We start from the raw sequence: 20,357 nt of genomic DNA, 5'->3' as shown, positions 1-20,357 counted from the left end.
GTCCGTGCGGACTTCGCTCAAGACTCTTTGAGTTCAGGGCGCTTTCCTCGCCGAACCGGCGCCCCTCGGCGAAGGACGCTCTGGGAGCGCCGTCCCTTTTTCTATTCCGGCTTCGCGTAACGCTGGCTGACCTTGCGCAGGCCGGCCAGGATCGCCTGGGTGCCGGCCGCGTCGGCTGCGCCCTCAGTGTGCAGCAACAGGCGGCAGGCGCGCAGATGCACCGCCACGGCGTTGGCGTCCCAGCGCTGCTGGCTCTTCAGGTAGTCCAGCAGGTCCGACAGGCTGATCAGCGCGGTGTCGATGGCCGCCAGCCCGCAGACGCTCGGCACCCCGATCGGTTTGGCGACGATGTCGTAGAGCTCGCCGGTGAGGGCGGCGTCATAGTCGGCCGAGGCCCGCCCAGCGCAGGCCTCGGCCTGGTCGAGCATGGTCGTCAGTTCGCCGAGACAGTCGTTCTTGAGACTGGCGAGCCCCGCCCCGGCCCTCTGGACGGCCTCTGCGACCGGCAGGCCGCCCGGCGTGCGCAGCAGCTTCGCCAGCTTGACCGGCGGGGTATGGATCCGAACCGAGCTCATAGTTCCACCCGTCTTGTTTTCATCAGGCTGTCGATGACCTCCTGATCCATGTTGGGGCTTTGGGCGTCGCCGATGTCGCCTTGCAGGTCGTCGCGACGACGGCCGGTCATCCCGGCGGGAACGCCGTCATTCTTGAAACGGCGGTCGGGGCCGACATAGGTGTCGCATTCCACGAACCGGCGGCCCTCGCGCGCGATCCAGATGATGCGTTCGAGCACGGCGATCGGGGTCAGCGGCTTGGCCATGATGAAATGCGCGCCGCAGTCCCTGGCCTTCTGCACGGCATGGCTCGGCGTGTGACCCGAGGTCAGCAGCACCGGCGCATAGCAATTCGGCTCGATCTTGCTGGTCCGCAGCCAGCTGACGAAGTCGTAGCCCTCGCCGCCCGCGCCCATGGAGTCGCAGACGATCAGGTCGACCTCGACCTTGGCGATCGTCTCCTTGGCTTCTTCGACCTTTTCGCAGCGATGCAGCGTCTTGACCCCGAAGCCGGTAAGAATCTGCACGAGGATGCTCATCCCCATCGGGGACTCATCGAGCACCAGCACCGAAGCGCGCTCGAGATTGAAGCGGGCGCGGGATTCCGGACTAAGACCCATGCACTTTCCGGCGGTGAAGCAATCGCCTCAACCTATGGCGGTCAGGGTTAATAAGTGTTTCCGACCACCCTGCTGCGGCGAGACGCCTCAGGGACGCAGGTAGATCGGATTTCCGAGCAGGACGAGCCTGCCGCCGGCGTCGCGCACATCGACGCGCAGCCAGCGCGGCCGGCCGTCGGCGGTAAGGTCGAAGGCCAGTGTCTGGTCAGAGCCCGAGAGGTTCGGGTCGGCCAGGGCCGCCAGCCGGGCGCCGTCGCCCGCCAGGACGATGCGTCCACCCGGGACGCCCACGACCCGCACGGCGAGGGAGACCTTGGCCCCGGCCGGCGCGGCGATCTGGTCGCCCATCTGGGCCTCGGCGGCGCCCGCGCGCGCGGTGACTTCGAGCAGCCGCTCGCGGGTTCCAGCCACGTCGAGGAACACGTGGCCCTGGCGGATGGCCCGCAGGATCGCGGCCTGGCTGAGTTCGGGCGCGCGCACCACCGTGGTCGGCACGCCGATGGCCGGCGCCCGGGCGGGATCGAGGCTGGCGTCATGGTTGTCGGAACCGCCGATGGCGGTGATCTGTAGGCCTTCGTTGAGGCGCGCCTCCCAGAAAGCGAGCCCCGAGAGCGGCCCCTCGGCCGCGCCGCCGTTGATCACTTCGACCGCCTGCACGCGCGAATAGTCCGTATACGGCGCAGTCCAGCCGCAACCCATGCAGAGCTCCCCCGACGGGAGGCCGGGGTGGTTGATCGACAGGAGGCCGCCGGCCTTGTCCGACTGCGCCTGAATATCGACGAAGCGGCGCGCGCGCGGGCCGCCCAGCTGGAAATCGACGAAGGCGGTCGGACCGAACAGGTTGGCGTGCCCGTAGAAGGTCGTGATCTCGCGCCCCGGCATGATCAGCAGGTCGTCGTAGTAAGGCGCCAGTTCGCGCAACGCCTCGAAGTGCGAGGTGGTGTTGTGATCGGTCACCGCCACGAAATTGAGACCGCGGGCGGCCGCCGCATCCAGGGTCTTGAACACAGGACAGGGAACCTTCGCGCCCTTGCGCGACAGGCACGCGCCGTCGCTGTGGCCGGTGTGCATGTGCAGGTCCCCGCGCCACCAGCGATCGCCGCCGGCCGCCGGCCTGTCCGAGAAGCCGGCGAAGCCCGCGCCGATCGGCTCGAACCAGATCTTGGCCACATAGTCGGCGCGGGCGATCTTGCGGATATTGGGCGCGCCGAGGATCAGCTTCCAGGTTCCGGGCTTCAGCGGCCCGGCCAGGTAGGAAGGCGTGGCGTCGGCCTCGGCCACGGTGAAGCGGCTCTTGTTGCCGCCGCTCCAACCGCGGAAGCGCTCGGGATCGCGCAGCCCCAGATCGATGACCGACTTCTGCTCCTTGCCGGTGTAGCTGAACTCGACGCTCAAGCGCCCCGTCCCGGCCGGCACCCTGAACGGCAACTCGGTATAGGTCTCGTGCGCCGTCCCGGTGAGGGTTCCGGTCAGGGTCAGGTCCGGCGCGCGCGCAGTCTGCGCCCGGGCCGCCGCTACGTCGAAGAAGACGGCGAGCAGCACGAGAGCGATCAGCACCGCCCCCGCGCGCAGGCCCTGCTGCAGTGTCCGCGTCATCAGAAGCGGTATAGCACGGCGGCCCGGAACGCGCGGCCAAGCTCGGGCCGGCCGAGATAGTACTTGGCTCCGGTCTCGCCGCTGATGAATTGGCCTGCGCGGGGATTGCCCTCGGTCAGGCCGATCTCGTTGGTGAGGTTGGTCCCGTAGGCGTAGAGCGTCAGGTTGTCGGTGACATTGTAGCGGACCTGGGCGTTCAGCAGGAAATAGTCCGGGATGATCAGGGTGTTGGCCGCATCCGAGAACCGCTTGCCGAAGTACTGCACGTCCCCTTCCAACCGCAGCTTGCCGTCCAGCAGGTTGAAGCCGGGGGTGATCCGCCCGCTGACCTTAGGAGCGCGGACCTGCATGTTATCGGTGAAGTCGCGCTGCACCAGGACGCCGCCCACCACCTCGTTGAACTTGAAGTCGCCGAACCGCGGATCCTGCGCGGTGCCGGTGAACGAGACGTCGAACCAGTCGACCGGCCGCACGACGCCCTCGAGCTCCACGCCGTAGGAGGTGGTCGAGGTGAACTCGGTGCGGCTGACGAAGGTGTTTGTCGCCTGATCGAACCGGGTCTCGCCGAACGACTGGCTGTCGAAGCCCGTATAGAAGGCGGTCGCGTAGACGCTGAACTTCGGCTGGTCGATCTTGATCCCGGCCTCGGCCAGGTCGATGCCCTGGACCCGCGGATCGGTGCGGGTCGGGTTGGTCAGGAAGTCGCCCAGCGACGGCAGGCGGAAGCCGTAGGTGTAGCGGGCGAAGACGCCGAGGTTGGGCTGGATCTGATAGTTGACGCCGACAGTCGCGCCCCAGCCGTCGAACTCGCGATCCAGAGGATCGAACACGCCCGTGCCGCTCAGCACGTTGTCGTCCGCCGGGGTCGGCGATTGGCCGAGATTGACCCCGGCGCTGCGCTCGTTGCGGCCCGACATCTCGATCCGCTCCCAGCGGAAGCCGAGATCGACGCGCAGCTTGTCGTTCATCTGCCATTCGTCCGAGGCGTAGAAGGCGATGGTCTTGGATTCTCCCTCGGCGTTGTTGAACTGCAGGCCGTAGCGGGAAATGCCGCCCTCGGTCATGTTGGCGACCACCTGGCCGGCGGCGTTCAGGGCGACGATATCGAGCAGGCGGGCGTTGTCCTGCACGTCGACCAGGGCCGAGGCGCCGATCTGGAAGAAGGTCTCCTCGACCTTGGCGTAGTAGAGGCCGAGCGCCACGTTGTGGGTCTGGCCGCCGATCTCGAAGCGGTTGAGCAGCCGCAGGTCGTTGATCCACTCGTCCAGCGTGATGTCCTGCTCGCGCATGGACGCGTCCATCACCAACCCGTTGCCGTTCTGGTTCAGGACGTCGAACCGCTCGTTCGGGGCGTTGACGAAGCGGTACTCGACCGAGGTCGCGCCTAGGGCCGCCGGAAGGCCCGCCCTCACCTGCGCCAGGCGCGAGGCGGCGCTGACCGGGGTGTTGGGGAACAGGCCCGCGCGGGCGACGTCGCTGGTGCGGTAGCGCAGATTGTCCTGCACCTCCCAGCCGCCGCCGAGCTCGTAGTTGAAGTTGAAGGTGTACTGGGTGAGCTTCACGTCCGCGCCGCGGGTGAGGTCGAAGTCGTACGGACCGCGATTGGTGCGGAAGATGAACTGGCTGGTCTCGGGCCCGGCGAAGGTGCCGTAGTTGGGATCGAAGCCCGGGACGCCGGCGGTCTCGCCCTGGGCGTCGAAGGTCAGCGGCACGCCCAGGAAGAAGATCGTGTTGTCGTCCAGGTGCTTGACGTTGAAGTCGATGGAACCGCGCTCGAAGTCGCGGCCGATCGACAGGCGGATCTGGCCGCCTTCATCGGCGCGGTAGCCCGGGTCGCGGACGCCGTCGCTGACCCGGTAGAAGCCGCCCAGGCCCACCCGGAGGCCGGCTGCCGGGCCGCCGACCCAGAAGTCGCCGCGCGCCAGGCCGTAGTCGCCGACCTGGGCCTTCACCAGGCCCTCGAACTGGTCCGAGCCCTTGCGGGTGATGAAGTTCACCACCCCGCCCGGCGCGTAGGAGGTGAAGATCGAGGACGGACCGCCGCGCACGACCTCCATCCGTTGCACCGTCTCGTCCATGCGGAACGAGAAGTCGGAGTTGAGGAAGCCCAGGCCGCCGTCGTGCTGGATCGGCGTTCCGTCCTCCTGCATGGCGATGGCCGAATAGCCTTCCATCGGAATGCCCCGGGCGCGGATGTTGGCGCCGGCTTCCCCGCCCGACGCCTCGACCCAGAAGCCCGGCACGTTCTTCAGCGCCTCGGCGACGCTGACTGGGGACTGCAGGCGCAGCTTCTCCTCGCCGATCGTGGTGATGGCGTAGCTGGCCTCGACCTTGCGCTGCTCGGCGCCGGCGCGGGCGGTGACGATCAGTTCCTCGACCGTGCCGTCTGCGTCGTCGGCGAACGCGGGCATGGCGGCGAGCAACACGGCGCTCGCGGCCGCAGCGAAGAGGATGGCTTTCATGAGAATCTGGCCCCGGTACTGTTCTGAGGCCGGGTCCTAATGTCCGTCCATATCGAGGCGGCGACGGTTCGATGTCGGCGGCGCGACAGCTTTGCCGCCGAAACGTTGCCGGCGATGCGCCCACGGAGAACGCCGCGCTAAAGTGCGACCGGTCGTGCGATTTGTGATTGCCGCCGCGGCAGCCCATCCATATTCACGTCATAAGCAAAATTGGGAGACGGGTATGGAAACGAGCCTGCAACTGCGTTCGCTGGTGAAGTCGAGCGGCGAACTGGAACTGTCCCTGGCGCAGGTCCCCGTGCCGCAGCCGGGCGCCGACGAGGTGCTGGTCCGCATCGAAGCCGCGCCGATCAACCCCTCGGATCTCGGCCTGCTGCTCGGCCCGGCCGACATCGCCAACGCCAAGGTCAGCGGTTCGGGCGCCGACGCCGTCGTCACCGCCCCCGTGCCGCAGCATTTCCTGGGCGCGCTGAAGGCGCGGCTGGACGCCTCGATGCCGGTCGGCAACGAGGGCGCCGGCGTCGTCGTCGCGGCGGGCGATTCGCCCCAGGCCAAGGCGCTGCTCGGCAAGACCGTCGCCATTCTCGGCGGCGCGACCTACGCCCAGCACCGCATCGCCAAGGCCAGCGACGTGCTCGAACTGCCGGCCGGAGCCACGGCGGCCGACGGTGCCTCGTGCTTCGTCAACCCGCTGACCGCGCTCAGCATGACCGAGGTCATGCGCCGCGAGGGCCACACCGCCCTGGTGCACACGGCGGCGGCCTCGAACCTCGGCCAGATGCTCAACAAGATCTGCATCGCCGACGGGATCAGCCTGGTGAACATCGTGCGCAGCGCCGAACAAGCCAAGATCCTCAAGGACCTCGGCGCCAAGTACGTGATCGATTCGACCGCGCCCGACTTCATCGCCGCCCTGACCGACGCGATCGAGGAGACCGGCGCCACCCTGGCCTTCGACGCCATCGGCGGCGGCAAGCTGGCCTCGCAGATCCTGTCGGCCATGGAGGTCGCTGCCAACCGCAAGGCCACCGAGTACAGCCGGTACGGCTCGTCGACCTACAAGCAGGTCTACATCTACGGCGCGCTGGACACCGGCCCGACCGAACTGGCCCGCAACTTCGGCCTGTCGTGGGGCGTCAACGGCTGGCTGCTGACCCCGTTCCTGATGAAGCTGGGCGCCGACGCCGCCAAGCTGCGCGCCCGGGTGGCGGCCGAACTGAAGACCACCTTCGCCAGCCACTACACGGCCGAAATCTCGCTGGCCGAGGTGCTGCAGCCGGACATCATCGCCGCCTACGCCCGCAAGGCCACCGGCGAGAAGTACCTGATCAACCCGAACAAGGGCGTCTGACTCACAAAAAATGCTGCACCCATGCTTCGCAGCATGAGTGCAGCATGAACTGCGGCAAGTCTCTGGTATTAAACTACTTTTCGTTCGTGAAGATCACCGTGCCGGAGGAGGCGAACATGCCGCCGACGCCGTGGGCCACGCTGATCTTGGCGCCTTCGATCTGCGCCGCGGCGGTGCCGCGCATCTGACGCACGCTCTCCTGCAGGGCGTACATGCCGTACATCCCCGAGTGCATGTACGAGAGACCGCCGCCGTTGGTGTTCACCGGCAGCTTGCCGCCGATGGCGGTGTTGCGCTCCTTGATGAAGTCCTTGGCTTCGCCCGGCTTCACGAAGCCGAGGTCTTCCAGGCCATAGAGCGGCAGGTGGGCGAAGGCGTCGTAGATCATCAGGTGATCGACGTCGGAGTGCTTGATGCCGGCGTCTTCGAACGCCTTGGCGCCCGAGATCTTGAACGCCGTCGACGAGGTGAAGTCGTACATCTGCGAGACCATCGGGGTCTCGACGCTCTCACCCGTGCCAAGCACGTAGACCGGCTTGTTCGGGAAATCCTTGGCCCGGTCGGCGCTGGTCAGGATCAGCGCGCCGCCGCCATCGGTGACCAGGCAGCACATCAGCATGCGGTACGGCCAGGCGATCATCGGCGAGTTCAGCACGTCGTCGACAGTGATCGGATCCTTGAAGCTGGCCCGCGGGTTCTTGGCGGCCCATTCGCGCTGGATCACCGAGACGGTGGCCAGATCCTCCTCGGTCACGCCGTAGGTCTTCATGTAGCGAAGCACCGGCACGGTGAACATGGTCGGCGGACCAACAGGGCCGAACGGCATTTCGAACTGACCCATCAAGCTCGACGGCGCGCGCCCGAAACCGCCGGCGCCGACTCGGCTGCGGCCTGATTCGCCGTGGGTGATCAGGATGGTCTTGGCGTGGCCGGCGGCGATCGCAGCGGCCGCATGGCGCACGTGCAGCATGAACGAGCAGCCGCCGACCGACGTGCCGTCGGCATAGGTCGGCTTGATGCCGAGATAGTGGGCCAGTTCGACCGGGCTGATGCCGGCGGTGGCGACGCCATCGATGTCGGCCGGCGTCAGGCCCGCATCGGCCATGGCGTTCAGCGCCGCATCGGCGTGCAGGCCGATCACGGACACGTCCGGAATCTTGCCCATCTTCGTGGTTTCCGCGGCCCCGACGACCGCGACGGAATTCTTCTGCATTGTCTTTGCGCCCTTACGACTTGGCCGGCTGGAAGAAGGGCAGCGAGATGGTGTCGCTGAACTTTTCGAAAACGACCTCGAGCGGCATGTCGAGGACCAGGGCTTCAGGCGTCTGCGGGCAGCCGACGATGTTGGTCATCATGGTCGGGCCTTCTTCGAGCTTCACCACCGCGATGGCGTAGGGCTCGGTCCCCATGTCGGGGCGGGGACGGTGATTGATCACATAGGACCAGAGAACGGCCTTGCCGCTGGCCTTGAAGACCTCGACGTCGCGCGAGCCGGTCTTCGGGCAGAAGGGGCGCGGCGGGAAATAGGCTTCGCCGGTGGCCTTGTTGCGTTGCAGGAGCAGTTCGCCCCGGGCCGCCCCGTCCCAGAAATGCTGGGTCTCGGGCGTGGGTTCAGGCAAGATTCTCGCCATCTTGAAATTCGTCCCCAATCAAAATTCGACGTTTGGAAATTGGCCCACCTCACGACGGGCGCGGCAGCAAAGCCCGATACGGCGCCGTTGTCGATCCTGACGCTAAGGGAAACTTCGATGTCCGATCCCTTCGAACTCACGCGTTTCCTCGAAGCCCAGGCCGGCGTGATCGCCGCCGCCCGGGCCGAACTGGCCGCCGGGCGCAAGCAATCCCATTGGATGTGGTTCGTATTCCCGCAGATCGCCGGCCTGGGATCGAGCACAATGGCCCAACTCTACGCCATCGGCTCGCCGGCCGAGGCCGCCGCCTACCTCGACCATCCGGTGCTGGGCTCTCGGCTGCGTGACCTGACCGAACTGGCGTGCGAGGCGCCTGGGTCGGCGCGCGAGGTCTTCGGCCCGCCCGACGACCTGAAGTTCCGCTCCTGCATGACGCTGTTCAACGCGCTCGCCCCAGAGGAGCAGCCGTTCCGCACGGCGCTCGCTCGGTTCTTCGGCGGCGAGCGCGATACGCGGACGCTGGAGATCCTGGAGAGGCTGAAATGACGTTGGTTCCTCCCCCAGAGGGGGAGCAATTGGTGACTGCTACACCGGCGACGAGGCCAGCTTGCGGCGCTCGGTCGAGGCGACCAATTCGGACCAGACCACAGTCTCCAGCTGCCGCGCGCCCTTGGCCTCGGCCGCTGCGTGCAACTGGATCAGGGCCGCGCGCAGGGCGTCGTTGTCGGCCTTGAGCGCCGAGAGGCGCAGGTCCTCGTCCGCGCCGGACGCCAGCTCGGCGAAGTCGAGCCCCGCCTCCCCGGCCCTGGCCAGCAGCGGGCGGATCGCACGGTTCTCGGCCACCAGCCGAGCGGCCGAGCCGTCCCAGACCTCGGCGGCGACGCCCAGCAGCGCGGCTGACAGGCCGAGCGAACTGGCCCGGTCGGCGGGGTGGACGTCGGGCATGGCGTTGCGCATGCACAGCCCGGCCAGCTCGGCCAGAACGGCGGGAACGGTCGGGTTCATAGGCGTCCCATCACTTGCAGGGTGGCGCGGTCCTGGGCGTTCTGCAGCAGCCAGGGCGGATAGACCATGATCGGCTCGCGGTTGCCGCCGTTGATCCAGACGCGGGCCGACGAGATCCAGATCGCCTGCCCCTTCACGCAGTTGAACAGCTCCCACCAGTGCAGGGCGGCGGGATCGGCCGTCAGGCCGCTGGCGCGTTCCCAGACGGCGATGGCCTCCTCGCGCGGCAGCAGGCCGCCGGGCTTGCCCTGGCCGAACGACCAGACCGGATTGAAGCTCCAGCCGAGGTCCTCCAGCGGGTCGCCAAGGTGGCACATTTCCCAATCGAGGATGCCGTGGATGCCGCCAGCCTCGTCATAGAGGAAATTGCCGGTCCGGTAGTCGCCGTGCACCACCGACAGCTTCTGGGCTGGCGGCGGCGGATTGGCCCGCAGCCAGCGGATCGCCGCCCGGGTGATCGGCAGCGGCTCGGGCTCGTCGCGATCGAGCAGGCCCTCCCAATAGCTGAGCTCGCGGTCCCAGCAGGCGTCCGGCGCCACCGGAGCCATCACCTCCGTGAGGCCCAGCGCCGCCGGATCGGCCTTGGCGATCTCGCCGAGGATCGTCCACTTGCGCTGGCCCAGCTGGCCGAGGGTCGCTGCATAGGGCGGCCCGAACAGCGCCGCCGGGCCGGCCTGGAAGCCGGCGATCTCCTCGGCGATGAAGAACGGGTGGTCGAGGGCGGCGTCCTCTTCCTCCAGCCACAGCATCTCCGGCACCGGCACGGCGCTGCCGTGGAAGGCGCGGTAGGCCTCGAACTCGATGCGACGCTCGGTCTCGATCAGCGAGGCCGGCGGATCGCGCCGCAGGATCAGCTTGCGCTCGCGCGCTGCGCCGTCCTCGTTCCACAGCAACCGAAAACGATAGGTCTCGCGCGAAGCGCCGCCCGAGATACGCGACAGATCTTGCACCGCCACGTCGCGCGCGCCGGGCATGCGTGCGGCGATGTAGGCGGCCAGACGTGGTTCCAACGCCATACTCAAACTCAATGCATCGAGAAACGGACAGGCAGGGTCTTGGGCCCGCTGACGAAGGTCGCCTGGCTCAGCTTGGGCTCCTCGGCCAGCTCCAGGCTCTGGATGCGTGGCAGCAGCTCCTCCCAGAGGATGCGCATCTCCATCTTGGCCAGATGCTGGCCCAGGCACAGGTGCGCGCCGTAGCCGAAGGCCAGATGCTTGTTGGGCTTGCGGTCGATCTTGAACGCCGCGGGGTCGTCGAAGACCTCCTCGTCGCGATTGCCCGAGGCGTAGCAGAGCATCATCCAGTCGTCCTTGGCCAGCTGGCGGCCGGCGAATTCGGTCGCCTCGGTGGCCGAGCGCATGAAGGTCTTCACCGGCGTGATCCAGCGGATGCTCTCGTCCACCAGGCTCGGGATCAGCGAGGGGTCGGCCTTGACCTTGGCGAACTCGCCCGGATTGGCGGCCAGGCCCCACAGCGCCCCGGCGGTCGAGGACGATGTGGTGTCATGCCCGGCGGTGGCGACGATCATGTAATAGCTCATCGCCTCCAGCTCTGAGATCGGCTGGCCGTCGATCTGCGAGTTGGCGATCACCGAGGCGACGTCGTCCTTAGGATTGGCCCGGCGATCGGCCGACATCTTGGCGAAGTAGGCGTAGAAATCCGCCACCACGCCTTCGGTCAGCATCTTGGAGATGTCGGGCGCGCCTTCGCGGGCGAGCTCGGGGTCGGTGGCGCCGAACAGCTCCTGGGTCAGGGTCAGCATCCGGCCCTCGTCCTCTTCCGGGACGCCCAGGATCTCCATGATCACGTGCAGCGGGTAGCCCAGGGCGACGTCACGAACGAAATCGCACTCGCCGCCGGTCGCCGCCATCCGGTCCACCGCCTTGCGCGCAATGCCGCGGATACGATCTTCCAGGCCCTTGATGTTGGTCGGCATGAACCAGGACTGGGTCAGGGCGCGATATTTCGGGTGATCTGGGGCGTCCATCTGCACCAGGCTGCGGACCAGGTGCGGGCTGCCGCCCATCATGGCGCGTACGGCGGTGTCGGCGGCCTTGTTGGTGATGACGGTCGCCTTGTCGCCGCTGTGAAACAGCGCGTTCTGACGGCTGATCTCCAGGATGTCGGCATGCTTCGTCGCCACCCAGAACGGGTCGAAACCTTCGATTTCGGCTAGCCCGAAGGGGTTGTTAGCGCGAAGCCAAGCATAGGTCTCGTAGATACGCCCGTCTGTATAGGCTTTGGGATCGACCAGATTGGCCGCGTATTCGTCGGGTATGCGCGCGATGCTTGTGCTCATCTCTCCTGAGCGCTCGTTGCCAGTTCACGCCACGTAACCTTACGTTGCGTCAGCAAAAAGCGTCCTCCCTTGTTTTGTTTTCTTTGTTCACTTGATAATGCCGCACACGGCGACGTCGCAATACCGTCAATCGACAAAGACAAGATCGCCGACAGTTCCAAGCCGTCTGGGAGGACGCCCCGCATGCTGACCAAGGCCGACGATTTTCCGATCCACCAGACGCCCGAGCCGATCGCCTACGCGGGCACGGACCGGAATTTCTACGATCGCTATTTCTTCAACGGCTATCAGCCCGACGGGACCGAGTTCTTCGCCATCGCCTTCGGCGTCTATCCGCAGCTCAACATCGCCGACGCCCACTTCTCGGTGATCCGCGACGGGGTCGAGCACTGCCTGCACGCCTCCAAGGTGATGAACATGGAGCGGCTGGACCTTTCATGCGGGCCGATCTCCATCGAGGTGATCGAGCCGCTGCAGAAGCTGAAGGTCACGGTGGCGCCGTCGAACGGCTTCGCCGCCGAGATCGTCTTCGAAGGCCGCAGCTTCCCGATCGAGGAGCCGCGGTTCATGCGCCGGATCGGGCCGCGCGCCTTCATGGACTATACCCGCCTGACCCAGAACGTGCGCTGCACCGGCTGGATCGAGGTCGACGGCGTGCGCAAGCAGCTGGCGGCCGGAACGGTCGGCACCCGCGACCGCTCCTGGGGCATCCGTCCGATCGGCGCCCCCGACCCGCAGCCGCCTGTCCCGATGACCGTCGGCGGCTTCTTCTGGCAGTGGACGCCGCTGAATTTCGCTGATCGCAGCATCTTCTTCCACGTCAACGCCGACCCGGACGGCCGCCCCTGGAACACCCGGGCGGTGATCGCCGCGGACGGCGCGGGCCCCGAGGCCTTCTACGAAAGCGAAGGCGCGAGCATGGACGAGGTGTCGCTGATCGCCGGCACCCGCCACGCCAGGACCGGCACGCTGAACGTGCCGCTGGCCCAGGGCTCGGCCGCCATTCGCTTCGAGCCGTTCCTGACCTTCCTGATGCGCGGCATCGGCTATGGCGCGCCGGCCTGGCGCCACGGGGGCTACAAGGGCGACCTGGTGGTCGAGCGCGAGGACATAGACCTCAACGCCATCGACATGGCTGCGCCTGAGAACGTCCACATCCAGGCGCTCAGCCACGTCACCCTGACCCTGCCGGGCGAGGCGCCGGTCAAGGGCATGGGCGTGTTCGAGCAGCTGATCGCCGGGCCGTATCGGCCGTACGGGGTGTAGCGTCCTCCCCAGCTCAAGGTGTCATCCCGGTTTGCGAAGCAAGACCGGGCCCCATGAACACCGGATAGTGAGGGTGATGCTCCCCGGGATGACACCTGATGGCGGGCCTCCCAACGCCCGTTTGAACCAGCGCTTGCGTGCGGGGCCTCGCCCCTGCACACTCGCGGTCATTGAAGATAGCCAGGCGCCATTTCGCGCGACTTTTGAAAGTTTGAGACTTTGAGCGCTACCTCTCCCGCGGCGATTAAGGCCGCGCAGCCGGACGTGCTGTCGTCCGTGGACGCCCTGATCGAAGGCCTGGCCAGCGTCGGCTACATCGCCTCGCGTCGCATCGCCACGGCCCTCTACATGGCCATCCACCTGCAGAAGCCGATCCTGGTCGAAGGCTCGGCCGGGGTGGGCAAGACCGAACTGGCGCTGTCGACCGCCAAGCTGCTCGGCCAGCCCCTGATCCGCATGCAGTGCTACGAGGGCCTGGACGAGTCCAAGGCGCTGTATGAGTGGAAGTACGGCAAGCAGCTGCTCTACACCCAGATCCTGAAGGACCGGATGGGCGCGGCGCTCTCCGACGCCCAGGACATGGACGCGGCCATGGAGCGGCTGCACGGCATCGGCGACCTGTTCTTCTCCGAGCCCTTCCTGGAACCGCGCCCGCTGATGAAGGCGCTGAAGGAAGACGACGGCTGCGTGCTGCTGATCGACGAAATCGACAAGTCGGACGAAGCGTTCGAGGCCTTCCTGCTGGAGGTGCTGTCGGCCTATCAGGTCTCCATCCCGGAGCTGGGCGTCATCGAGGCCAAGACCCCGCCGCTGGTGTTCCTGACCTCGAACAACATCCGCGACCTGGGCGACGCGCTGAAGCGCCGCTGCCTGCACCTGCACATCCCGCTGCCCGACGCCGACCTGGAACGGAAGATCGTCGCCAGCCGCGTGCCGGGCATCGAGCAGGCCCTGACCTCCAGCCTGGTCGGCTTCGTGCAGTCGCTGCGCACGCTCGACCTGCGCAAGTCGCCGTCGATCTCCGAGACGGTCGACTGGGCCCGCGCGCTCATCCTGCTGGGCGCCGACAGCCTGAGCCCGGAGATCGTCCGCGACACGCTGAACGTGCTGCTGAAGTTCGAGCCCGACATCGCCGCGGTGGAGCCGCAGATCTCCGAACTGCTGCGCCGTCCGGCGGCGTAAGACCCATGCAGGGTGCGCTGGAGGACTTCTTCCGGGCCCTGCGGGCCGCGGACGTTAAGGTCTCGCCTGCCGAGGCCATCGACGCCCACCGCACGGTGGAGAAGGTCGGATTCGCCGATCGCGAGCTGTTCAAAGACGCGCTGTGCGCGACCCTGGCCAAGAGCTCGGACGAGGTGATCCGGTTCGACGAGACGTTCGAGACCTTTTTCCGCCGCGACGAGATGGCCTTCGAGCCGCCGCCGCAGGGCGACGGCGATCCGATGGAAGGCCTGCCGGAAGGCGCTGAGGAGTCGGAGCTCGCCCGCATGCTGCTGGAGGGCGACGCCTCGGGGCTTGCCCAGGCGATGGAAGAGGCCGCCCAACGCGCGCAGGTCTCGCAGATCCGCCTGACCACCCAGCGCTCTCGCCTGACCCGGCGACTGCTCGAAGAGATGGGACTGGCCGAGATCGAGAGCATCATCGCCAACGCCCGAAAGCTGGAAGGCGGCGGCGACGCCGCCGACCGGCTGGAGGCCGGCAAGCGCCGGCTGGCCCAGGAAGCCCAGCGCTATGTCGAGCGCCAGCACGAGCTCTACGCCTCAGGCTCGGGCAAGATGCTCCGCGAGGAGATGCTGGCCCGCAAGGCGCTGAACGCCGAGGGCGGCATCGATCCGGTCGACCAGGCGATGATGCAGGCCCTGGTCAAGAAGATGGCCAAGCGGCTGGCCGACCGCTATTCGCGCCGCCGCAACCGCGCCCGCAAGGGGCACATGGACATCCGCCGCACGCTGCGCAAATCGATGCCCTATGGCGGCATGCCGTTCGAGATCGTCTGGAAGACCGAGAAGATCGACAAGCCGTCGATCGTCTGCATCTGCGACGTGTCGAAGTCGGTGGCGGCTGCGGCCCAGTTCCTGCTGACGTTCCTCTATTCGCTGAACGAGGTGGTCGACCGGATGGAGGCCTACGCGTTCTCAGGCCGGCTGATCAGCGTCAACGACATCCTCGACGACGAGCACGTCGACGGGGCGATCTTCCAGGTGCTGCGCAAGATCGGCTTCCAGCAGACCGACTACGGCAAGTCGCTGGAGGACTTCTGCGAGAACCACCTCGATCACGTCGACCGGCACACCACTGTCATCTTCCTGGGCGACGGGCGGTCGAATTATGCCGATCCGCGGCTCGACCTGATGGCCACGATCCACAATCGCGCCCGCTCGGTCATCTGGCTGAACCCTGAGCCCGAGAGCTATTGGACCCAGGGCGACAGCGTCATGTACCGCTACGAGCGCTTCTGCCACGTGGCGAAGACCTGCAACACCCTGGGCCAACTGGAACGGATCATCGAGGACGTACTGCGGACCTACGTCCCGCACTAGGTCCCGGCGGCGCGGGCGCGGCGGGCGCTGGCCTCGAACGCACCCCAGGCCAGCGAGGCCAGGAAGCCGAAATAGAGGATGTAGAGGCTGGCGACGTAGCCGCGCGCCAGCAGGGTGACGTCGGCCAGCTTGGCGGCGTGGCACATCAAGGTCAGCGCCTCGGCCGCCCAGGCCCCGATCAGCCACTGGCGGTCGTAAAACCAGATCAGCAGCGTCACGACGCCGAGCACCGTCGCATCCACCGCCGCCACACCCCAGAGCGGTTGCGGCAGGCCGCCTAGCTGCTGGGCCAGCGGGCTGAGGAAAAAGGCGGCGAGACTGACGAGGGCGGCGATCCGCTCGGGAACCCCGCCCTTCCAGAGCGCCAGCAGCGTGACCGTCGCGGTGGCGACGGCGCCGGTCAGCTGCACAGGCGCGTCGAACATCTCAAACCAGCTCATCCCCGGAAGGGAAAGCGGTGCGGGCATCGCGTCAAGCCGCGCTGCGGACCGCGCGCAGGATCGGCCCCTCGGCTTCCGAGGCGCCGGTCGGCGGCTTCTCGACGCCGGTGCCATGCAGGGTGGCCGGCTTGACGCCGAGCTGGGGCGAAGCCTTCTCGAAAGCGGCATGGGCCGACATCGTGTGGCCGCGCGCCTCGCCCAGGGCGTCGATGGTCCGCGTCAGAGCCGCAACGGCCTCGTGGCCGAGGACCGCCGAATAGTTGTGCTCGCGGCGCAGGGCGCTGGTCTGGGCGATCAGCAGGGCGGCTTTCTCGAGGGCGGCGTCCAGGGCGGCCTCGGTCTCGAAGAGCGAGGTGGCGATAGCCTGAGCCAGTTCACGACGTTGCATGAGGTGTCCTTCCTCCGCGCAAGGCGCGGGACGTGGTGTGTTGCTGCGATGAGGAGCGGTGTCGGCGGAGGGCCGATCAGCCGCGGGCAAGCCAGACGTCGAGCGTCTGCATGAGGTGGCCGAGCTGGATGGCGATGGCCAAGCCGCCGATCAGCAGGGCCCCTGCGACTAGGGTGAACAACATGGCGCTCAGGAGTCGTCGCCAGGGGGTCCGGGCGGTCCCTGCGCCAGCCACCTCCACGACTGGGGGGGCTGCGCCTCGGCGGGCAACAAGACGAGCGCGACGCAGATAATCTCGCGCAGCAGATCGAGCTTCGTGAGATACGGGCTCATCTCGCGCGTCACCTGCAACAGGTGATGCACCGTCTCCTTCTGCTGACCCGTGCTGGCCAGGCTGTCGAAGATCGCTTCCAGGTCGCCCCAGGTGGTCTGTGGCAGCCGTCTCGCCGTGTGGGGCATGTGCGCCTCCTTTCGCCAAGGAGGTCAGCATCTCCTCGACGTCGGCGGCCAGGGGGAGCGGCGCCCCTACGTAGTCATCACGTACCTCGCCGGCGAGCAGGCGCGCAGCGTCGCGCCGGTTGGCCACGCCCAGCTTCTTCATCGCCCGTTCGATATGCTTGTCGACCGTGCGCGCCTCGAGCCCGAGCTCGCGCGCGATCTCCTTCGACTGGAGGTGGCGGGCCACCCCCATCAGGCACTGCCGCTCGCGTGGCGTGAGCGTGGCCAGCCTATCCATTACGCGTCCCCCGACCCTCGCCGGACGCGTCGCCTTCGAGGCGACCGCGCACCGCGAGGCCTAGCGGGCGTAAACTTGCTTAACGTCGATGACGAAGCAAGGCGCGGTCGGTCACACCCCTGTGCATCGCCCGGTCACCAGCTGTCGATCCAGCGCAGCTTCTTCTCGGTGCGGACCGGCGCCGGCGGCTGCGCCTTCAGCCCCGCCAGCACCCAGCGGCGGGTGTCAGCTGGGTCGATCACGTCGTCGAGCGCCGGCCCCATGGCCTGGGACAGCGCCTTGCCGCGGGCATAGGCGGCGGCGACCATTTCATCGAACTTCGCCTTGCGGGCCGTCGGGTCCTCGATGGCGGCCAGCTCGTTGCGGTAACCGAGCTTCACCGAGCCCTCCAGCCCCATGCCGCCGAACTCGCCGGTCGGCCAGGAGACGCTGAACATCGAGGCCTGATAGCTGCCTCCGGTCATGGCGATGGCGCCCAGCCCGTAGCTCTTGCGCAGGATCACCGAGAACAGCGGCACGGTCAGGTTCGCCCCGATCACGAACAGCCGCGAGCAATGGCGGATCAGGCCGGTCTTCTCGGCCTCCGGCCCGACCATGTTGCCGGGGGTGTCGGAGAGCGACAGCAACGGGATATCGAAGGCCTCGCAAAGCTGCATGAAGCGCGCCGCCTTGTCCGAGGCGTCGGAGTCTATGGCGCCGCCGATGTGCTGCGGATTGTTGGCGAACACGCCGACCGGTCGCCCTTCGATGCGAATGAAAGCGGTGACCATGGCCAGGCCGAACTTCGGGCGCAGCTCCAGCACCGAGCCCTCGTCGGCGATCAGCTCGATGACCTTGCGGATGTCGTAGACCCGCAGCCGGTTCTCGGGGATCGCCCGCCGCAACAGCCGCTGGTCGGCGCAGGTCCAGTCGACCACCGGTCCCTGGAAGTAGGATAGGTACTGCTTGGCGAGCTTCACGGCATGGGCTTCGTCGTCGGCCAGTACGTCGATGGTGCCGTTGGCCTGCATGACCTTGATCGGCCCGATTTCCTCGGGGCGGAACACGCCGAGCCCGCCGCCCTCGACCATGGCCGGCCCGCCCATGCCGAGCGCCGAATCCTTGGTGGCGATGATCACGTCGCAGCAGCCGAGGATCGCCGCATTGCCGGCGAAGCAGCGCCCGGACGATATCCCGACCAGCGGCACAGCGCCCGACAGCCGGCCCCAGAACTCGAATCCGCGGACGAAGCCGCCGCCTTCGGTGTCGCCGGGCCGCCCGCCGCCGCCCTCGGTGAAGAACACCGTCGGCAACCGCCAGCGCGCCGCGATCTCGCTCATCCGGTCGAGTTTGTCGTGATTGTGCGAGCCCTGGGTGCCGGCCAGCACGGTGTAGTCATAGGCCATCACCGCCACGCGGGCCTTGTCCTCGGCGAAGCGGTCGCCATTAACCGCCCCCAGCCCCATCACCATGCCGTCGGCCGGGGTCTGGGCGATGAGTTCATCGACCGTGTTGCGGCGTCGCCGGGCCGCGACGGTGAGCGCGCCGTACTCAGTGAAGCTGCCCGGATCGCAAAGGTCGTCGATGTTCTCCCGGGTCGTGCGCTGACCGGTCTTGCGACGCCGGGCGACAGCGTCCGGCCGCGCCTCATCGAGGGTCAGCCGGTGGCGCTCCAGCACCTCGGCCAGGTCCGGGCGGATGTGGTCGAGATCGATCGCTTCCTCGCCGATGACGGCGCTGCCGGCCACCTCGGCGGGCTCGATGAAGGCCAGGGCGTGGTCTTCGAAGACCGTGTCGCCCTCGCCCACCGCCACCAGCCGCACGACGCCGGAGACGTCCGCGGCGATCACGTGCTCCATCTTCATGGCTTCCATGACGAACAGAGGCTGGCCCTCGCGCACCTCGTCGCCGACCTGGACCATCAGACCAATCACCGTGCCTTGCAGCGGCGCGCGCACCGGCCGCGTGCCTTCCGGGCCGTCCAATTCCTCGGGCTCGTCCTGCGCCTCGGCCTGCGCCTTGCCATGATGCAGCACGGCCAACGGGTCGGCGGCGTCGACCTGCGCCCCGGCCCGCTTGGACCCGCTCGCCGCCGCGGTCTCGAAGTAGTGGCGCGGAGCCGCCGGCGCCTGCGCCAGTTCCTCCATCCGCTCCTCGATCAGCCGGGTGTGAACCTCGCCGCCCACCACCGCCGGATGGGCCAGCAGGCCTTGCAGGAACTCGATGTTGGTCGCCGCGCCGACGATCTTGAACTCCGAGAGCGCCCGCCGCGCCTTGGCCGTCGCGGCCGGCAGGTCCGGCGCATGAACGATCAGCTTGGCCAGCAGGGAGTCGAACCGGGTTCCGGTGCGGTAGCCGCCATAGCCGAAGCCGTCGACACGCACGCCCGGACCCGACGGCGGCTCGTACGCCGACAGCACCCCGCCGGACGGCTTGGCCGCGCCGTCGGCGGTCATGGTCTCCAGATTGACCCGCGCCTGCAGAGCGACGCCCCGCGGGCGGGGAACCTCGGCCTGCACCAAACCGAGCTCGGCCAGCGAGCGGCCGCGGGCCAGTTCGATCTGCAGGCGGACGAGATCAAGCCCGGTCACCTCCTCGGTGACCGTGTGCTCGACCTGCAGGCGCGGATTGGCCTCGATGAACACGACGCGCTCGGCGTCGACAAGGAACTCGATCGTGCCCAGGCTTCGGTAGTGCGCGGCCCCGCCGAGGGCGACCGCGGCCTCGAACAGCCGCTCGCGGATTTCCATCGGCAGGCTCGCCGCCGGCGCGATCTCGACCACCTTCTGCCGCTGGCGCTGCAGGCTGCATTCGCGATCCCACAGGTGCGAGACGACCTGGCCGTCGCCGACGATCTGGACCTCGACGTGACGGGCGCGGGGCAGGAACTCTTCGACATAGAGCGCCCCGTCGCCGAAGGCCGCCTGCGCCTCGGAGGCGCAGCGCTCGAAGGCCTCGGTCAGTTCGCCCGCCGACCGTACCGGCCGCATGCCGCGCCCGCCGCCGCCGGCGACGGCCTTGACCATCACCGCGCCGCCCGGCCCCAGGGCTTCCAGGAACACCCGCGCTTCGGCCAGGGTCACTCCGCCATGGGTCCCAGCCAGGATCGGCACGTCACAGCGATCGGCCAGGCTGCGGGCCGCGCCCTTGTCGCCGAACAGCTCCAGGGTCTCGGGCGAGGGTCCGACGAAGGCGACGCCCGCCTGGGTGGAGGCGCGCGCGAAGGCCGCGTTCTCGGAGAGGAAGCCATAGCCGGGGTGGACCGCGTCGCAGCCGTACGCCTGGGCCGCGGCGAGGATCTGGGCGCCGTCGAGATAGGCGGCCGGGCCGGCCCCGGTCAGGGCGTGAGCGGCGTCCGCCACCCGAGTATGCAGCGAAGCCGCATCGTCGCTCGAATAGACCGCCAGCGTCTCGATCCCCATGTCCGCGGCGGTGCGGGCGATACGAATGGCGATCTCGCCGCGGTTGGCGATCAGCAGCTTCTTCACGT

At 67.8% G+C, this 20,357-nt stretch carries 18 protein-coding genes; 5 read left to right on the top strand and 13 right to left on the bottom strand.

Annotation, left to right across the window (positions count from 1 at the left end; translation table 11 throughout):
* Positions 1-101 precede the first annotated feature (101 nt).
* From O4N75_RS03910 to O4N75_RS03895, 4 genes are all read right to left on the bottom strand, one after another.
* On the bottom strand, positions 102-575 hold the full coding sequence (locus tag O4N75_RS03910) for a hypothetical protein (protein WP_269628061.1): 474 nt from the start codon (positions 573-575) through the stop codon (positions 102-104).
* Complete coding sequence (locus O4N75_RS03905) at positions 572-1,174, bottom strand: response regulator (RefSeq protein ID WP_269628059.1); 603 nt, start codon at positions 1,172-1,174, stop codon at positions 572-574. The genes O4N75_RS03910 and O4N75_RS03905 overlap by 4 nt, the downstream gene beginning before the upstream one ends.
* A gap of 87 nt (positions 1,175-1,261) precedes the next feature.
* On the bottom strand, positions 1,262-2,770 hold the full coding sequence (locus O4N75_RS03900; protein WP_269628057.1) for a CehA/McbA family metallohydrolase: 1,509 nt from the start codon (positions 2,768-2,770) through the stop codon (positions 1,262-1,264).
* Positions 2,770-5,232, bottom strand: coding sequence for a TonB-dependent receptor (locus O4N75_RS03895; RefSeq protein WP_269628056.1), 2,463 nt, complete (start codon positions 5,230-5,232; stop codon positions 2,770-2,772). The genes O4N75_RS03900 and O4N75_RS03895 overlap by 1 nt, the downstream gene beginning before the upstream one ends.
* Before the next feature lie 223 nt (positions 5,233-5,455).
* Between O4N75_RS03895 and O4N75_RS03890 the strand changes: the two genes are divergently transcribed.
* Positions 5,456-6,583 (top strand): zinc-binding dehydrogenase, encoded by a 1,128-nt coding sequence (locus O4N75_RS03890; RefSeq protein ID WP_269628054.1) that lies wholly within the window; start codon positions 5,456-5,458, stop codon positions 6,581-6,583.
* 73 nt (positions 6,584-6,656) lie between these two features.
* Here the strand turns inward: O4N75_RS03890 and O4N75_RS03885 are convergent, their stop codons facing one another.
* Both O4N75_RS03885 and O4N75_RS03880 read right to left on the bottom strand, forming a co-directional pair.
* Entirely contained in the window at positions 6,657-7,796 is a 1,140-nt protein-coding gene (locus O4N75_RS03885) for a hypothetical protein (RefSeq protein WP_269628053.1), read from the bottom strand.
* A gap of 13 nt (positions 7,797-7,809) precedes the next feature.
* A complete protein-coding gene (locus O4N75_RS03880; protein ID WP_221220928.1) occupies positions 7,810-8,202 on the bottom strand; it encodes an OB-fold domain-containing protein in 393 nt (130 codons plus the stop codon).
* A 129-nt stretch (positions 8,203-8,331) separates the two neighbouring features.
* Between O4N75_RS03880 and O4N75_RS03875 the strand changes: the two genes are divergently transcribed.
* Positions 8,332-8,760 (top strand): DUF1810 domain-containing protein, encoded by a 429-nt coding sequence (locus tag O4N75_RS03875; protein ID WP_269628052.1) that lies wholly within the window; start codon positions 8,332-8,334, stop codon positions 8,758-8,760.
* Positions 8,761-8,799: 39 nt separating this feature from the next.
* Here the strand turns inward: O4N75_RS03875 and O4N75_RS03870 are convergent, their stop codons facing one another.
* The 3 genes from O4N75_RS03870 to O4N75_RS03860 are packed head-to-tail and all read right to left on the bottom strand — an operon-like array spanning position 8,800 to position 11,518.
* Positions 8,800-9,219, bottom strand: a complete 420-nt coding sequence (locus tag O4N75_RS03870) for a hypothetical protein (protein WP_269628051.1) — start codon at positions 9,217-9,219, stop codon at positions 8,800-8,802.
* Positions 9,216-10,235, bottom strand: coding sequence for a phosphotransferase family protein (locus O4N75_RS03865; RefSeq protein ID WP_269628050.1), 1,020 nt, complete (start codon positions 10,233-10,235; stop codon positions 9,216-9,218). The genes O4N75_RS03870 and O4N75_RS03865 overlap by 4 nt, the downstream gene beginning before the upstream one ends.
* 8 nt (positions 10,236-10,243) lie before the next feature.
* Positions 10,244-11,518: a cytochrome P450 gene (locus O4N75_RS03860; RefSeq protein WP_269628049.1), complete on the bottom strand. Its 1,275-nt coding sequence runs from the start codon at positions 11,516-11,518 to the stop codon at positions 10,244-10,246.
* A gap of 183 nt (positions 11,519-11,701) precedes the next feature.
* On the opposite strand from O4N75_RS03860, the gene O4N75_RS03855 reads away from it, so the two are divergent.
* From O4N75_RS03855 to O4N75_RS03845, 3 genes are all read left to right on the top strand, one after another.
* Positions 11,702-12,784 carry a hypothetical protein gene (locus O4N75_RS03855; protein WP_269628048.1) on the top strand — a complete coding sequence of 361 codons (1,083 nt, stop codon included), beginning with the start codon at positions 11,702-11,704 and terminating at the stop codon, positions 12,782-12,784.
* Positions 12,785-13,003: 219 nt separating this feature from the next.
* On the top strand, positions 13,004-13,966 hold the full coding sequence (locus O4N75_RS03850; protein WP_269628047.1) for a MoxR family ATPase: 963 nt from the start codon (positions 13,004-13,006) through the stop codon (positions 13,964-13,966).
* Between the two features lie 5 nt (positions 13,967-13,971).
* Complete coding sequence (locus tag O4N75_RS03845; RefSeq protein WP_269628046.1) at positions 13,972-15,324, top strand: VWA domain-containing protein; 1,353 nt, start codon at positions 13,972-13,974, stop codon at positions 15,322-15,324.
* Here O4N75_RS03845 and O4N75_RS03840 read toward each other — a convergent pair.
* The 4 genes from O4N75_RS03840 to O4N75_RS03825 all read right to left on the bottom strand — a co-directional run bounded on the left by O4N75_RS03840 (position 15,321) and on the right by O4N75_RS03825 (position 20,355).
* On the bottom strand, positions 15,321-15,749 hold the full coding sequence (locus tag O4N75_RS03840; protein ID WP_267232048.1) for a hypothetical protein: 429 nt from the start codon (positions 15,747-15,749) through the stop codon (positions 15,321-15,323). The genes O4N75_RS03845 and O4N75_RS03840 overlap by 4 nt on opposite strands.
* A gap of 46 nt (positions 15,750-15,795) precedes the next feature.
* Positions 15,796-16,152 carry a hypothetical protein gene (locus O4N75_RS03835; RefSeq protein WP_267232049.1) on the bottom strand — a complete coding sequence of 119 codons (357 nt, stop codon included), beginning with the start codon at positions 16,150-16,152 and terminating at the stop codon, positions 15,796-15,798.
* Between the two features lie 189 nt (positions 16,153-16,341).
* A complete protein-coding gene (locus tag O4N75_RS03830; protein WP_269628045.1) occupies positions 16,342-16,611 on the bottom strand; it encodes a hypothetical protein in 270 nt (89 codons plus the stop codon).
* A gap of 411 nt (positions 16,612-17,022) precedes the next feature.
* Complete coding sequence (locus O4N75_RS03825; protein ID WP_269628044.1) at positions 17,023-20,355, bottom strand: carboxyl transferase domain-containing protein; 3,333 nt, start codon at positions 20,353-20,355, stop codon at positions 17,023-17,025.
* Positions 20,356-20,357 lie beyond the last annotated feature (2 nt).

The organism is Phenylobacterium sp. NIBR 498073 (assembly GCF_027286305.1).
Classification (GTDB): domain Bacteria; phylum Pseudomonadota; class Alphaproteobacteria; order Caulobacterales; family Caulobacteraceae; genus Phenylobacterium.
Note: the sequence above shows the minus strand (reverse complement) of the source record. Positions and strands in the feature narration are given on the sequence as shown.